This window comes from Streptomyces sp. SS1-1 (genome assembly GCF_008973465.1).
Taxonomy (GTDB): Bacteria; Actinomycetota; Actinomycetes; order Streptomycetales; family Streptomycetaceae; genus Streptomyces.
This window is the reverse complement of sequence record NZ_WBXN01000004.1, coordinates 5,859,883-5,873,531: the sequence shown is the minus strand read 5'-3', so window position 1 is coordinate 5,873,531 and position 13,649 is coordinate 5,859,883. Positions and strand designations below refer to the sequence as shown.

Annotated in this window: 12 protein-coding genes; 4 read left to right on the top strand and 8 right to left on the bottom strand. The window is 73.6% G+C overall.

What is annotated here, in order from left to right:
- Positions 1 to 281 precede the first annotated feature (281 nt).
- The 4 genes from F8R89_RS28260 to F8R89_RS28245 all read right to left on the bottom strand — a co-directional run bounded on the left by F8R89_RS28260 (position 282) and on the right by F8R89_RS28245 (position 5,834).
- On the bottom strand, positions 282 to 3,104 hold the full coding sequence (locus F8R89_RS28260; RefSeq protein ID WP_151786597.1) for a DEAD/DEAH box helicase: 2,823 nt from the start codon (positions 3,102 to 3,104) through the stop codon (positions 282 to 284).
- Positions 3,105 to 3,201: 97 nt separating this feature from the next.
- Positions 3,202 to 3,783 carry a sugar kinase gene (locus F8R89_RS28255; protein ID WP_151786596.1) on the bottom strand — a complete coding sequence of 194 codons (582 nt, stop codon included), beginning with the start codon at positions 3,781 to 3,783 and terminating at the stop codon, positions 3,202 to 3,204.
- On the bottom strand, positions 3,780 to 4,928 hold the full coding sequence (locus F8R89_RS28250; RefSeq protein WP_062666976.1) for an ROK family glucokinase: 1,149 nt from the start codon (positions 4,926 to 4,928) through the stop codon (positions 3,780 to 3,782). The genes F8R89_RS28255 and F8R89_RS28250 overlap by 4 nt, the downstream gene beginning before the upstream one ends.
- A gap of 168 nt (positions 4,929 to 5,096) precedes the next feature.
- Positions 5,097 to 5,834, bottom strand: coding sequence for a GntR family transcriptional regulator (locus F8R89_RS28245; RefSeq protein WP_192806397.1), 738 nt, complete (start codon positions 5,832 to 5,834; stop codon positions 5,097 to 5,099).
- 129 nt (positions 5,835 to 5,963) lie between these two features.
- On the opposite strand from F8R89_RS28245, the gene F8R89_RS28240 reads away from it, so the two are divergent.
- Positions 5,964 to 6,986, top strand: a complete 1,023-nt coding sequence (locus F8R89_RS28240; protein ID WP_151786595.1) for a Gfo/Idh/MocA family oxidoreductase — start codon at positions 5,964 to 5,966, stop codon at positions 6,984 to 6,986.
- An 11-nt stretch (positions 6,987 to 6,997) separates the two neighbouring features.
- On the opposite strand, the gene F8R89_RS28235 is transcribed toward F8R89_RS28240, so the two are convergent.
- Both F8R89_RS28235 and F8R89_RS28230 read right to left on the bottom strand, forming a co-directional pair.
- Positions 6,998 to 7,687 (bottom strand): response regulator transcription factor, encoded by a 690-nt coding sequence (locus F8R89_RS28235; RefSeq protein ID WP_151786594.1) that lies wholly within the window; start codon positions 7,685 to 7,687, stop codon positions 6,998 to 7,000.
- 70 nt (positions 7,688 to 7,757) lie between these two features.
- Positions 7,758 to 9,002 carry a sensor histidine kinase gene (locus F8R89_RS28230; protein ID WP_151786593.1) on the bottom strand — a complete coding sequence of 415 codons (1,245 nt, stop codon included), beginning with the start codon at positions 9,000 to 9,002 and terminating at the stop codon, positions 7,758 to 7,760.
- Between the two features lie 202 nt (positions 9,003 to 9,204).
- On the opposite strand from F8R89_RS28230, the gene F8R89_RS28225 reads away from it, so the two are divergent.
- Positions 9,205 to 9,405, top strand: a complete 201-nt coding sequence (locus F8R89_RS28225; protein ID WP_151786592.1) for a hypothetical protein — start codon at positions 9,205 to 9,207, stop codon at positions 9,403 to 9,405.
- Positions 9,406 to 9,512: 107 nt separating this feature from the next.
- Positions 9,513 to 9,899 carry a ribonuclease domain-containing protein gene (locus tag F8R89_RS28220; protein ID WP_151786591.1) on the top strand — a complete coding sequence of 129 codons (387 nt, stop codon included), beginning with the start codon at positions 9,513 to 9,515 and terminating at the stop codon, positions 9,897 to 9,899.
- A 97-nt stretch (positions 9,900 to 9,996) separates the two neighbouring features.
- Here F8R89_RS28220 and alc read toward each other — a convergent pair whose 3' ends face one another.
- A complete protein-coding gene (alc, locus tag F8R89_RS28215) occupies positions 9,997 to 11,112 on the bottom strand; it encodes an allantoicase (RefSeq protein WP_151786590.1) in 1,116 nt (371 codons plus the stop codon).
- 36 nt (positions 11,113 to 11,148) lie between these two features.
- Positions 11,149 to 12,483, bottom strand: a complete 1,335-nt coding sequence (gene allB / locus F8R89_RS28210) for an allantoinase AllB (RefSeq protein ID WP_151786589.1) — start codon at positions 12,481 to 12,483, stop codon at positions 11,149 to 11,151.
- A gap of 243 nt (positions 12,484 to 12,726) precedes the next feature.
- Between allB and F8R89_RS28205 the strand changes: the two genes are divergently transcribed.
- Positions 12,727 to 13,518: an IclR family transcriptional regulator gene (locus F8R89_RS28205; RefSeq protein ID WP_151786588.1), complete on the top strand. Its 792-nt coding sequence runs from the start codon at positions 12,727 to 12,729 to the stop codon at positions 13,516 to 13,518.
- Positions 13,519 to 13,649 lie beyond the last annotated feature (131 nt).

The following is a 13,649-nucleotide window of genomic DNA, read 5'->3' as shown; positions in this document are numbered from 1 at the left end:
TCCGGGGCGTGTCGCGCGGGCACCGTCTCCCGGGCGCGCCTCGGCGGCAGCGGGGTGCCCCTCGGCGGCTGATCCGCCCTCGGCACGGGGGTGCCCCTCGTCAGCGGGTCCGCCCTCGGCACGGGGACGCCCCTCGGCGGCGGGCCCGCCCTCGGCAGGGCGGCGGCCCTCAGCTGCGGATCCGCCCTCGGCGCCCCGCTCCGCCTCGCGCTTCTCCCGGGCGGCCCGCAGCGCCTGACGGGCCGCTTCGGCGGGACTCTGCGCGCGCTCGTCCTCCCCCGTCATGACTCCCTCCTCAGGGACACGAGGTCGGTCAGCTCACGGTCCGTGAGTTCCGTGAGGGCCGACTCGCCGCCGCCGAGGATCGCGTCGGCCAGGGCCCGCTTGGAGGCGAGCATGTCGGCGATGCGGTCCTCGATGGTGCCCTCGGTGATGAGCCGGTGGACCTGGACGGGCTGGGTCTGGCCGATGCGGTAGGCGCGGTCGGTGGCCTGTTCCTCGACGGCCGGGTTCCACCAGCGGTCGAAGTGGACGACGTGGCCCGCGCGGGTCAGGTTGAGCCCGGTGCCCGCCGCCTTCAGGGACAGCACGAGGACCGGGGTGGCGCCGCTCTGGAAGCGGTCCACCATGCGTTCCCGGTCCGGGACCGGGGTGCCTCCGTGGAGCATCTCCACCGGGACCGCCCGGCCGGCGAGATGGGAGGTGATCAGCCGGCCCATCCCCACGTACTGGGTGAAGACGAGCGCCGAGCCGTCCTCGGCGAGCACGGTGTCCAGGAGCTCGTCCAGCAGGGTCAGCTTGCCGGAGCGGACGGCGAGGCGCTCGATCGACGCGGACGGGTCCTCCTTGAGGTACAGGGCGGGGTGGTCGCAGATCTGCTTCAGGGACGTCAGCAGCTTCAGCACCAGGCCCCGGCGGGCCATGCCCTCGGCCGTCTCGATGGCGATCAGCGACTCGCGGACCACGGCCTCGTACAGCGCGGCCTGTTCGCGGGTGAGCGGCACCGGGTGGTCCGTCTCCGTCTTGGGCGGCAGCTCGGGGACGATCCCGGGGTCGGACTTCCTGCGGCGCAGCAGGAACGGCCGGACCAGGCGGGCCAGCCGCTCGACGGCCTCGTCGTCCTCGCCGTTCTCCACGGCGCGCGCGTGGCGGGCGCGGAAGGCCTTCAGGGGGCCGAGCAGGCCGGGGGTCGTCCAGTCGAGGAGGGCCCACAGCTCGGAGAGGTTGTTCTCGACGGGGGTGCCGGTCAGGGCGACGCGCGCCGGGGTCGGGATGGTGCGCAGGGCCTTCGCGGTCGCCGAGTAGGGGTTCTTCACGTGCTGGGCCTCGTCGGCGACGACCATGCCCCAGGTGGCCTCCGCGAGGGTGGGCGCGGCGGAGCGCATGGTGCCGTACGTGGTGAGGACGAAGCCGCCGTCGAGGCCGTCCAGGGTGCGGTCGGGGCCGTGGAAGCGGCGGACGGGGACGCCGGGGGCGAACCGGGTGATCTCCCGCTGCCAGTTGCCGAGCAGGGAGGCCGGGCACACGACCAGGGTGGGGGCCGGGCGGGCCCGCTTGAGGTGCAGGGCGATGACGGTGATCGTCTTGCCGAGCCCCATGTCGTCGGCGAGGCAGCCGCCGAGTCCGAGCGAGGTCATGAGGTCCAGCCAGGCCAGGCCGCGCAGCTGGTAGTCGCGCAGGGTGGCCCGCAGCCCCGCCGGGGGCTCGGCGGGGCGCACGCCGGCGGTGAGCCGGTCGCGGAGGGCGGCGAGCGCGCCGACCGGCACCGCCTCGACGGTCTCGCCGTCGACCTCGGCGCTGCCGGTGAGGGCGACGGACAGCGCGTCGACGGGGTCCAGCAGCCCGAGTTCACGTTTGCGGGCCTTGCGGACCAGCGCCGGGTCCACGAGAACCCACTGGTCCCGGAGCCGGACGACGGGGCGGTGGGCCTCGGCGAGCGCGTCCATCTCGGCCTCGGTCAGCGGGTCGCCCCCGATGGCGAGCTGCCAGCGGAACCGGAGCAGTTCCTCGCTCTCGAAGAAGCCGGTGCCGTCGGTGGCCGAGCCGGGGGCGGACCGGACGACGGCGGCGGCGCTGAGGTCCTGCGCCAGGTCCCGGGGCCAGTGCACGGCGACGCCCGCGGCGGCGAGCCGGGTGGCGGCGACGCCGAGCAGGTCGCCCAGCTCGTCGTCGGACAGGGCGAGGACGTCGGGTACGTCCTGCTCGGAGAGGCGGTCGAGCGGAGGCCACACGCGGGCGGCGCGGCGGACCGCGAGCGCGGCGTCCACGCGCGCGCGGGGCCCGAAGGCGCTGTCGGCCTCGCCGGACCACAGGGCGGCGGCGTCGGCGACGAGGGTGGGGTCGGCGAGGCTGTGGACCTGGACGATCGCGGCGCCCGCGTTGCGTGAGCCGCCCGCGTCCTCGTCGAATAGGGTGTGCGCCGACAGGTCCAGGCGGAGCGAGATACGCACCCCGGCGTCCATCCCGGCGGCGACCTCGGCCGCCCACGCGTGGGCGGTGGGCAGCGGCTGGGCCTCGCGCGCGGCGAAGGGGCGGCCGGTGGCGTAGGGGGCGGCGGGGGTGCGGGGCAGGCTGTCGGCGACGGCGTCGAGGAAGGACCGCAGGAGCGCCTCGGGCTCGGGCAGCCGCAGCGGGCCGGGCCCGGGCAGCGGGACGGCGTGGCCCTCGGGGGGCAGGGCGGCGGCGATCGCCCGCAGGTGCGTGATGTCGTCGGGGTCGAGGGGGCCGGCCCGCCAGGCGTCGTGGCCGGTGGGGGTGAGGCCGGGCAGGAGGCGGCCGCGCGCGGTGAGCCGCAGGGCGTGCAGGGCGGCGGCGCCCCAGCAGGCGGTGGCGGGATGGGCGGCCGGGTCGTGCCGGGCGCGCACGAGCAGCGGCAGGGCCTCGGTGAGGGACAGGGTGCGCGCGGCGGTGGTGCGGCGGCGGACCGTGGAGCCGTGCGGCCGGACGACGGTGAGCTCGCCGTCCTGGACGGGCAGCGGGTCGCCGTCCGGGTCCCAGAAGGCGATGCGGCCCTCGCGCGGGAGCGGCGCGGGCAGGAAGACGGCGGCGAGCCGCGCGGGGACGGTCTCGTCCGTGCGCGCGGTCGCCGCGGGTGTGCTGCTCATACGTCCTGTCACCTCCCTCCCCGACGCCGGACCGACTGTCTCCGACTCTACGGGCGGGGTCTGACAATCGGCCCCGGCCACCGGGGGCGGCCCCCCGCTACGGGACGGTGCGGGCGACGACGTACACGAAGGGCTTTTGCGGGTCGGCGAGGTTCACCACGATGTCGTGGGTGGGTGCCGGGTTCTCCCGCTTGTCGACGACGCCGTACCAGGGGCCCTCGCCGGTGAACTTCCAGCCGGTGATCTTCTGGTCGCGGGCGCTGATCGTGATGTCGTCCCGCTTCAGGTCGTTCCGGTCGAGCCCCATGGTCCTCAGGTACGCGTCGAGGCCGCCGGGGACGGTCTCGAACTGGACGTAGAGCCGGCTGGTCTTCCAGTTGTTGGTCTCGTAGTAGGCGACCTTGTACGAGGGGACCGGGATGGTCACCTTGTAGATGTGCCGCTGCACGCGCGCGGGCCAGCCCGCGGTGAGGCCGGTCGCCGAGTACTTGGCCTCCTTGTCCTTGCCGCTGTCGCGGCTCTGGTTGGCGGAGATGACCAGGTAGCCGGCGGGGACGCCGATGAGCAGCACGATGATGAGCAGCGTGAGCGCCCGGCGGCGGTTGCGGTGGCGGCGGTCCTCGGTGGGCTGCCGCGGCTCGTCCGGGGAGTCGGCCTGACGGGGTACGGACACGGTCACGCCGGCCCCTGGGAGGTCCGGCGGGACTCCGCGAAGCGTGCGTAGCGCTCGTAGCGCTCGACACGGCGCCGGTTGGCGCGGCGGAAGCGCCGGGCGACCAGGCGGGCGAGGTCGGCGGCGCCGACCATGCCGGCCTCGGGTCCGAGCTGGGCGCGGGCGATACGGGCCTCGGGGCGGTAGCCGCGGCCGGTGAGCTGGCGCTTGAAGGCGTCGCGCGCGGGGCCGATCAGCAGGTCGTCCGCGGCGGAGACGCCGCCGCCGATGACGAAGCAGGACGGGTCGAGGGCGGCAGCCAGGTTGGCGATGCCGACGCCGAGCCACTGGCCGATGTCCTGGAGCAGTTCGATGCACATGGCGTCGCCCTCGCGGGCGAGCTCGGTGATCATCGGGCCGGTGATGTCGGAGATCTGGCCCTTGACGTGCTCGATGATCCCGTACGCCACCGGGGAATCGGCGGCGGCGAGCTCGCGGGCCTCGCGCACGAGCGCGTTGCCCGAGCTGTACTGCTCCCAGCAGCCGCGGTTGCCGCACGGGCAGCGGTGGCCGCCGGGCACGACCTGCATATGGCCGAACTCTCCGGCGACGCCGTACTTGCCGCGCTTGACCTGCCCGTCCTCCAGGATCGCGCCGCCGATGCCGGTGCCGAGCGTGATCATGACGAGGTGGTCCTCGCCGCGTCCGGCGCCGAAGCGCCACTCGGCCCAGGCGGCGGAGTTGGCGTCGTTGTCGACCAGGACGGGCACCGCGAGCCGGCCCGCGAGGCGGTCGCGCAGGGGTTCGTTGCGCCAGGACAGGTGGGGGGCGAACAGGACGCGGTTGCGGTCGGCGTCGACCCAGCCGGCCGCGCCGATGCCGACGGCGTGCACGTCGTGGCGGTCGGACAGGTCCAGGACCAGTTCGACGATCGTGTCCTCGACGACCTTCGGGCTCTTGGACTTGTCCGGCGTCTCCGTGCGGAGCTTCTCCAGGATGTTGCCGTCCGCGTCCACGACGCCCGCCATCACCTTGGTGCCGCCGATGTCGATGCCCACCGTGGGCACGCGGGGGGCCGACAGGTGCGAGCGGCGCTCTCTGGAGCCGACCGTGCGCAGCACGGGGGCCCGGCGGGAGCCGATCGGTGCGGTGAAGTCGCGGTAGGTGCTCATCGGGCCCGATTCTGCCGCACGCTCACGCTCGGTGCCGAACGGGGGAACAATGGGACGGTTGCCGCGAGTGGCCGGTTCCGGCCCGGAATGTGCCGTGGGCGGCGGGCTCCGGGGACTCCGAAGCGGGCGTCCATTTGTCCTGACATTGCTACGTACCGGTCGGCGCGGTCAGGACCGTACGAGGAGCTGGAACTCGAACGAGTAGCGGCTGGGCCGGTAGGTGTGGGTGCCGTACTCGACCGCGCGGCCGGTGTCGTCGAACGTCACGCGCTGCATGGTGAGCAGCGGCGCGCCCTCCTTCTCGCCGAGGCGGTCGGCCTCCGCGGCCGTGGCGGCGCGGGCCCCGATGGTCTGGCGGGCGCTGTGCAGGGTGATGCCGGCGGCGCGCATCAGCCGGTACAGGCCGGTCGCCTCCAGCTGGCCGCTGTCCAGGTCGAGCAGACCGGGCGGCAGGAAGTTGCAGAGGTGGGCCATGGGCTCGCCGTGCGCGAGGCGCAGCCGTTCGATCCGGTGGACGTCGCTGCCCTCGGTGACCCCGAGGGCGGCGGCGACCTCGGCGGACGCGGGGACGACGGTGTTGACGAGGACGCGCGTCGCCGGGCGCTGCCCCGCCGACTCCAGGTCGTCATAGAGGCTGCTGAGCTCCAGCGGGCGCTTGACCTGGCTGTGGACGACCTGGGTGCCGACGCCGCGGCGGCGCACCAGCAGCCCCTTGTCGACCAGGGACTGGATGGCCTGGCGGACGGTGGGGCGGGACAGACCGAGGCGCGCGGCGAGTTCGATCTCGTTGCCCAGCAGGCTGCCGGGGGTGAGCGCTCCGTGCTCGATGGCGGCCTCGAGCTGCTGCGAGAGCTGGAAGTACAAGGGCACCGGACTGCTCCGGTCCACGCTGAGCTCGAGTTCCACGGTCGGGTCCATTTCTGGTTTCGGCACGGCCCGACTGTAGTCCCACGGCCTGTTGACGGGAAGTTGTGTAGTTCGATTGTCCGGACATTGTCATTGACAGCGTCCACACCGAACCCCCACTTTGTTTCCATGCGCATCGGGGTCATCGGTACGGGCCGCATCGGCACCATCCACGCGAACACGCTCAGTCGCCATCGTGACGTCGGATCGCTGATCCTCACGGACGCGGATCCGTCGCGGGCCCAGGAGCTGGCGCACCGGCTCGGTGAGACGGCGGCGCCCGGCATGGACGAGATCTTCCGGTGGGGCGTGGACGCGGTGGTGATCACCACGGCGACGTCCGCGCACGCCGAGCTGATCGGGCGGGCGGCCCGCTCGGGTCTGCCCGTGTTCTGCGAGAAGCCGATCGCGCTGGATCTGCCGGGGACATTGCAGGCCATCGCGGAGGTGGAGACGGCCGGGACGATTCTGCAGATGGGGTTCCAGCGCCGGTTCGACGCCGGGTACCTCGGGGCCCGCGAGGCGGTCCGGTCGGGACGGCTGGGGCGGCTGCACACCGTGCGGGCCCTCACCAGCGACCAGGCGCCGCCGCCCGCCGCGTGGCTGCCGCTGTCGGGCGGGCTCTACCGGGACACCCTGATCCACGACTTCGACATGCTGCGCTGGGTGACCGGGCGGGAGGTCGTGGACGTGTACGCGGCCGGTTCGGACGCGGGGCCGGTGATGTTCCGTGAGGCGGGCGACGTGGACACGGCGGCGGCGGTGCTGACCCTGGAGGACGGGACGCTCGCCACCGCGACGGCGACCCGGCTGAACGGCGCCGGGTACGACGTGCGCATGGAGCTGGCCGGCGAGCTGGACCAGGTCGTGGTCGGCCTGGACGACCGTACGCCGATCGCGTCCACCGAGCCGACCGGGCCGCCGGCGGCGGACAAGCCGTGGACCGGGTTCCTGGAGCGGTTCGGGCCCGCCTACGAGTCCGAGCTGAACGCGTTCGTCGAGGTCGTGCGCGGCGAGCGGGCCAACCCCTGCGACGGGCGGGAGGCCCTGCAGGCGCTGCGGATCTCCGAGGCGTGCGAGCTGTCCCGGCGCGAGCGAAGACCGGTGGCGCTCGGCGAGCTGCCGGGGGGCACCACGACCGCGGCCCTCTGAGCCGTCCGGCCCTACCGCCCCTCTCCCCTGAGGTCGTCGAGTTCCTCCAGGAGGCCCGCGTCGTACGCGAGGAGCGCGATCTGCACCCGGTTGTTGAGGTGCAGCTTGGCCAGGACGCGGGAGACGTGGGTCTTCACGGTGGCGACGCTCATGTAGAGCTCCCCGGCGATCTCGGCGTTGGACAGGCCCCGGCCCACGGCGACGGCGACCTCGCGCTCACGGTCGTTCAGGGCGGTCAGCCGCTCGCGCGCGTGGGCGCGGCGGGTGTCGGCGGCCGTACCGGCGGCGTGGTCCATCAGCTGGCGGGTCACGGTGGGCGACAGGACGGGGTCGCCGGCGGCGACCTTGCGCACCGCCTCGACGATCTCGGCGGGCGGGGTGTCCTTCAGTACGAACCCGGCGGCCCCGGCGCGCAGGGCGCGCAGCACCTGCTCGTCGGCGTGGAAGGTGGTGAGCAGCACGACCTGCGGCGGGTCCTGCCGGGCGCGCAGCCGCTCCGTCGCGGTGAGGCCGTCGACGCCGGGCATGCGGATGTCCATCAGGACGACGTCCGGCCGGGTCCGGTCGGCCAGCGGTCCGACGTCGGCGCCGTCGGCCGCCTCGCCGACGATCTCGATGTCGTCGGCGCCGCCCAGCATCAGGGACAGTCCGGCCCGCACCAGCGGGTCGTCGTCGACGAGGAGCAGTCTGATGGCAGTCATGGGCCTCACGTAATCACGGTCGTCCGGGTGCGTGGGAGCGGGCCGGTGCCGGAAGTCCGGACACCCGGGTTCACCCCCACGGCAGCCAGGCCCGGACCGCGAACCCCCCGTCCCCGGCGGGCCCGTGGTCGAGTCGCCCGCCCGTCAGCGTCGCCCGCTCCCGCAGTCCGATGAGTCCCTGGCCGGAGCCGGGCACGGGTGGCACCTCCCCCTCGGGGGCGCCGTTGCGCACCGCCACGGTCAGGCCCTCGCCCGGTGCGCCGGTGACGGTCACCGTGACCTCGGTGCCGGGGGCGTGCTTGCGGGCGTTCGTCAGGCCCTCCTGGGTGATGCGGTAGGCGGTGCGGCCCACGGAGGCCGGTACGGCGGCCTGGTCGGTGACGCGCAGATCGAGGGTGACCTTCATGCCGGCCTCGCGGCACTCGGCGACCAGGGCCTCCAGCGCGGCGAGAGTGGGCTGGGGGCGGCCGGAGTCGTCGGACTCGCCCGCGCGCAGGACGCCGATGATCTCGCGCAGGTCCTGCAGCGCCTCGTGGGCGCTCTCGCGGATGACGCCGGCGGCGCGCTGGACCTCGTCGCGGGGCGCGTCCGGCCGGAACTCCAGGGCCCCCGCGTGCACGCTGAGCAGGGTGAGCCGGTGCGCGAGGACGTCGTGCATCTCCCGGGCGATGGCCTCGCGGGCCAGGCGCTGCGCCTGCTCCGCGCGCAGCCGCGCCTCCGTCTCGGCGCGCCGCGCGCGGTCGCGCAGGCTCACCATGAGCTGCCGCTTGGACCGGACGAACATGCCCCAGCCGACCATCGCGCCGGTGAGCAGGACGACGGAGAAGACGGCCCAGCCGTAGGGGATCTCGGGGTCGGGGCGCAGCCAGAAGAACAGCGGGGTCGCCGCGAGCGAGGCGCCGGCGGCCCAGGCCACGTACCGGAAGGGCCGGTGCACGGCGAGAGTGAACAGGGCGACGATGCCCGCGCCTCCGGCGGTGTTCGACACGAAGCACACGGGCACCATGGCGACGGCGAGCCCGAACGGCCAGCGGCGCCTCAGCCACACCGCGCCGCACGCGAGGGCGCCGAGCAGCTGGTCGAGGGCGACGAGGCCGCCGGGGATGTCCTCCTGCACCAGCGTGTCCGCGGAGAGCAGGCCGAGGAGGACGGCCAGCAGGAAGAAGCCGAAGTCGACCACCCAGTCGCGGGCCGTGCGCCGGGGCCGGCCGGGGCGGTCGGGATCGGGCTCGAACTCGGCGGCCAGGGCGGAGGGCAGCAGCCAGCGCCGCTCCGCGAGGAACTGCGGCGGGGACGGGTGCTGTTCGGTGTTCACGGTCGACAAATCTATGCAGGGACGGCTCCCGAAGGACCTGCCGTGACGGCATCACCGACCAAAGTCGCGGCATCGCAGACTTTGGTGGGCGCGGGGCGCGGACTTCGGTGGACGCGGGGCGCCGGGACCGCCGACTTCGGGCGCGAGGGTCGCGCCCGGTGGCCGATGGGCGCGGGAGGCGCGGCGGGCGAGGCTCGGGGGCATGAAGCAGTTGCTGGAGTTCCTCGGGTTCATCTGTCTCGTCCAGGGCGTGATGGGCCTGGTCCACGAGTTCACCGACTGGCACTGGGGTCTGGTGCAGCGCGTCGGGTTCCTGGACGGCTACGAGATCTACGCGAGCGTGACCCTGCTGGTGCTGGCCTTCGCGCTGTTCGCGGTCGCCGACAGCCGGAAGGCGGAGTGACCGCCTCGCGCGCCGATGGCAACGGCGTGAAAATTGAGGGGACATCCGGCGGAGAACCGCGAGGTTGACGTTGACATGCCATCTTCTACGCGCGTCATCATACGGCCATGAGATTCCCCCCACACCTCACCCGTATCGGCTCCGCGGCGGCCCTGCTGTCCGCGCTGCTCGTCGGCGGCACCGTCACCGCGACCCCGGCGGCGGCCGACGTCGGCAGCATCTGCCAGAGCGCCCTGCCGTCGCAGGCGCACGACACCCTGGACCTCATCGAGCAGGGCGGCCCCTTCCCCTTCGAACAGGACGGCACCGTCTTCCAGAACCGGGAAGGCGTCCTGCCGAGCCGGTCGACCGGCTACTACCACGAGTACACGGTGATCACGCCAGGCTCCGACACCCGGGGCGCGCGGCGCATCGTCACCGGCGAGAAGTCCCAGGAGGACTACTACACGGCCGACCACTACGCGACCTTCGACCTGATCGACTACGGCTGCTGAGGTCCGGCCTCCAGGCCGTACCGCACCACTGAACGCTCGCCCCGCGGACCCCCCACAGCACCACCGGCCGCGGGGCGAGACCGTTCCCCGACGTCTGTCAGCCGCCCAGTTCCTGGTGCCGGGCGCGCAGGCCCGCCGCCCCCTGCTCGGTCAGCGAACCGTGCAGGCGCAGCCGGGAGATGCCGCCGTCGGGATGGATGTCCACGCGCGCGTGCGTGCCGACGGCCGGGGACTCCAGGACGAAGCGGTGGTTGGTGTCGGGCTGCAGACGGGTGCGCGGGACGATCTCCGTCCAGGTGCCGCTCTCGCCGTCCTTGACGGAGACCGACGCCCAGCCCGCGCTGTTGCCCTTGAGGTACGCGGTGTCGATCTCGACGGCCCGGATCTCGGACCGGGCCGCCAGCCGGTAGCGGATCCAGTCGTGGCCCTGGTCGCGGCGCCGGCGGGTCTCCCAGCCGTCGTCCATCTTGCGGGAGCGGCCCGGCTGGATGGTGTTGGTGGCGGGCGAGTAGAACAGGTCCGAGGCGTCCTCGACCTGGCCGCCGTGCTCCAGGGCGACGACGTCGAAGGTGCCGAGCGCCGCCAGCCACGCGGGGTCGGGCACGACCTCGCCGTGGACGCGCAGACGCGCTATGCCGCCGTCGGGGTGCTGGTTGAGCCGCAGATGGGTGAAGCGCTGTTCGGCGCGGACCTCGAAGCCGTTGGCGGCGTGGCCGCCGACCGGGGTGCGCGGGACGAGTGTCGTCCACTTCACGTCGTCGCCGAGCAGTTCCTCGGGCGACGGCGAACCGGGCACACTGGCGCCCTCGACGGACACCGCCTGCGGGTAGTTGCCGCGGAAGTGGGCCGTGTCGACGACGATGCCGCGGATGACGCCTGGGGCGCCGAGGCGCACCAGCGCCCAGTCGTGGTCCTCGGCCGTCGGCCAGGGGTGATCGGCCGAGGCACCGCGGCGCCGGCGGGTCTCCCAGCCGTCCATGACCTTGCCCTTGTGCCCGAAGTGCTCGGGGTCGAACTCGGCGCGCCCGGGCACCAGGAGGTTCTCGCGCTGGGCGAAGAACTCGTCGTTGGCGGCGACGACGGAGGCGCCGAGGCGCCGGTCGGCGAGATCGGCGTACCGGGTGAAGGGGAAGTCGGCGGTGCGGTAGTCCGCGTACGGGTCGCCGCCCTGGTAGGGGCTCGCGTCGCCGGTGAAGCTGGGGATCGCCGTCACGGTGATCAGGTCTGCCTTTCGCGTCGTCGGATGGGGTCAGGGGGTGCGGGTGAGGAGACGTCCCTTCGGTTCGGTGAACTCGCCGTCCGCGTAGACGCGTTGGCCGCGCAGCCAGGTGGACCGCACGACTCCGTGCAGGGTCCGGCCCGCATACGCCGTCACGCGGTTGCGGTGCTGGAGGGCGGCCGGGTCCACGGTGAAGGCCGCGTCGGGGGCGAGCACGGCGAAGTCGGCGTCGCGGCCGGCCTCGATGGCGCCCTTGTGCCCGAGCCCGGCCAGCGCGGCGGTCCGGGCGGACATCCAGCGGACGACGTCCTCCAGGGTGTGCCCGCGCCGGCGCGCCTCGGTCCAGACGGCGGGCAGGCTCAGTTGCAGACCGGAGATGCCGCCCCAGGCGGTGGCGAAGTCGTCGGTCTTCAGGTCGGCCGTGGAGGGCGAGTGGTCGGTGACCACGCAGTCGATCGTGCCGTCGGCCAGCGCCTGCCAGAGCAGGTCCTGGTTGGCGGACTCACGGATGGGCGGGCAGCACTTGAACTCGCTGGCCCCGTCCGGGACCTCCTCGGCGGTCAGGGTGAGGTAGTGCGGGCAGGTCTCGACGGTGATCCGTACGTCCCGCCTGGCCTCGGCGATCAGCGGCAGCGCGTCGGACGACGACAGGTGCAGGACGTGCACGCGCGCGTGGAGGCGTTTCGCCTGGGCGATCAACTGGGCGATCGCCGTGTCCTCGGCGTCCCGCGGACGGGAGGCGAGGAAGTCGGCGTAGCGGGGGCCGCCGTGCTGCGGGGCCGCCGCCAGGTGGTGCGGGTCCTCGGCATGCACGATCAGCAGCCCGTCGAAGGAGGCGATCTCGGCCAGGGACCGGGCGAGTTCGTCCTGTCCGAGGTGCGGGAACTCGTCCACGCCGGACGGCGACAGGAACGCCTTGAAGCCGAAGACGCCGGCCTCGTGCAGCGGGCGCAGGTCCTTGACGTTGTCCGGCAGGGCGCCGCCCCAGAAGCCGACGTCGATGTGCGCCTTGTCGGCGGCGACAGCCTGCTTGGTACGGAGGTGGCCGACCGTGGTGGTCGGCGGCAGGGAGTTGAGCGGCATGTCGACGAGGGTGGTGATGCCGCCGGCCGCCGCGGCGCGCGTGGCGGTCCAGAAGCCCTCCCACTCGGTGCGCCCGGGGTCGTTGACGTGCACGTGCGTGTCGACGAGGCCGGGCAGCAGGACGTCGTCGCCGAGGTCCTCCAGCCGCGCTCCGGGCGGGACGGGGGCGTCGTGCCCGAGGACGGCCGTGATCTTCCCGGCGGCGACCGCGACCGAGGCGGCGCGCGTCCCCTCCGGGGTGATGACGCGCGTCGAGCGCAGCACCAGTTCGACGTCGGACACCCGGACCCCTCTCTGCCGCCTGGTTTTTCAACGTTCTGTTGAAGGAGTCTTCACTCCCGTCGCGGCGCCGTCAAGGGCACACTTCTCCACAGTGCGCCCTGCGCGGCGACTCTGGACAGTTCCACGAAGTGGAAATACACTTCCGTCAAGCAGAACACGAAGACGCCCAGACGCCCTCTCGGGGAGTCGACCGACCGGCGGGTAGGCTTCAGCCCTTCCCTCCGGTCCCGAAAGGAACGCGCCGTGCCGACGTCCAGCGCCAGCACCACCGACTCCGCCCGGTCCAGCGGCGGCGTCCAGTCCCTGGAGCGCGCCTTCGACCTGCTGGAGCGGATGGCGGACGCCGGTGGCGAGGTGGGCCTGAGCGAGCTGTCCGCCAGCAGCGGTCTGCCGCTGCCGACCATCCACCGTCTGATGCGCACCCTGGTGGCCTGCGGATACGTCCGCCAGCAGCCCAACCGGCGGTACGCGCTCGGACCGCGGCTGATCCGGCTCGGCGAGTCCGCCTCCCGGCTGCTGGGCACCTGGGCCCGCCCCTATCTGGCCCGGCTGGTCGAGGAGACCGGCGAGACGGCGAACATGGCCCTGCTCGACGGCGACGAGATCGTGTACGTCGCCCAGGTGCCGTCCAAGCACTCGATGCGCATGTTCACCGAGGTGGGCCGGCGGGTGCTCCCGCACTCCACGGGTGTCGGCAAGGCGCTGCTGGCCTCCTTCCCGCCGGACGAGGTGCGCGCGCTGCTGTCGCGCACCGGCATGCCGGCCGCCACGGACCGGACCATCACCACGCCGGACGGCTTCCTCGCCGCGCTGGAGGACGTGCGGCGCACCGGGTACGCCGTCGACGACAACGAGCAGGAGATCGGGGTGCGCTGCCTCGCGGTCCCCGTGCCCGACTCCCCCACCCCGGCGGCCATCTCGATCTCGGGCCCGGCGGGCCGCGTCACCGAGGCGGCGACGGAACGGATCGTGCCGCTGCTCCAGCAGATCGCCGGCGAACTGGCCGAGGCACTGGCCAGCCAGAACCAGTCCTGACGGAACCGACCCGCCTGGCCCAGTCGTTCGGCGCGCGGGCCCCTTCCGGGGGACGTCCCGCCCCGCTGTCCCCCGCGCGAGCCACAAGCGAGTGTCCACCCCACGGTGACGACTCCCCCCACCCCGCGTTC

Bases quoted from the DNA above. Each gene is read 5' to 3' on its own strand.
- F8R89_RS28225 (WP_151786592.1), top strand. From the start codon at position 9,205: ATGAAGCAGTTGCTGGAGTTCCTCGGGTTCATCTGTCTCGTCCAGGGC.
- F8R89_RS28240 (WP_151786595.1), top strand. From the start codon at position 5,964: ATGCGCATCGGGGTCATCGGTACGGGCCGCATCGGCACCATCCACGCG.
- F8R89_RS28260 (WP_151786597.1), bottom strand. From the start codon at position 3,104: ATGAGCAGCACACCCGCGGCGACCGCGCGCACGGACGAGACCGTCCCC.
- F8R89_RS28235 (WP_151786594.1), bottom strand. From the start codon at position 7,687: ATGACTGCCATCAGACTGCTCCTCGTCGACGACGACCCGCTGGTGCGG.
- F8R89_RS28250 (WP_062666976.1), bottom strand. From the start codon at position 4,928: ATGAGCACCTACCGCGACTTCACCGCACCGATCGGCTCCCGCCGGGCC.
- F8R89_RS28220 (WP_151786591.1), top strand. From the start codon at position 9,513: ATGAGATTCCCCCCACACCTCACCCGTATCGGCTCCGCGGCGGCCCTG.